This is a genomic window from Paenibacillus albiflavus, from assembly GCF_004344915.1.
Lineage (GTDB): Bacteria > Bacillota > Bacilli > Paenibacillales > NBRC-103111 > Paenibacillus_AM > Paenibacillus_AM albiflavus.
In genome coordinates this window covers 1-363 of sequence record NZ_SKFG01000069.1, presented here as the reverse complement: position 1 = coordinate 363, position 363 = coordinate 1, and the positions used below count along the sequence as shown (strand labels likewise).

The following is a 363-nucleotide window of genomic DNA, read 5'->3' as shown; positions in this document are numbered from 1 at the left end:
AACTTTGAGGGCCCTTAGCTCAGCTGGTTAGAGCGCACCCCTGATAAGGGTGAGGTCGGTGGTTCGAGTCCACTAGGGCCCACCATTTAAACTTCATATTGAAGATTTTTTTGGGGCCATAGCTCAGCTGGGAGAGCGCCTGCCTTGCAAGCAGGAGGTCAGCGGTTCGATCCCGCTTGGCTCCACCAAATTCGACTTTCAAACTGGTAAAAATTACAGGTTGAAATGAGAAAAAGAAGTATGATAAGATACTTCTTGCCGCTAAAAACGGCTAACAAATTTTGTTCCTTGAAAACTAGATAGCGAAACGAAATGTAAGAGCTTAGAAACATCCTTAATGTTCTTCTTGAGCAATCAAGAGAA

2 tRNA genes are annotated in these 363 nt (G+C 44.4%); both read left to right on the top strand.

What is annotated here, in order from left to right:
- Window positions 1-8: 8 nt before the first annotated feature.
- A tRNA-Ile gene (locus tag E0485_RS24405) sits at window positions 9-85 on the top strand.
- A 27-nt stretch (window positions 86-112) separates the two neighbouring features.
- Window positions 113-188 (top strand) — tRNA-Ala (locus tag E0485_RS24400).
- Window positions 189-363: the final 175 nt, after the last annotated feature.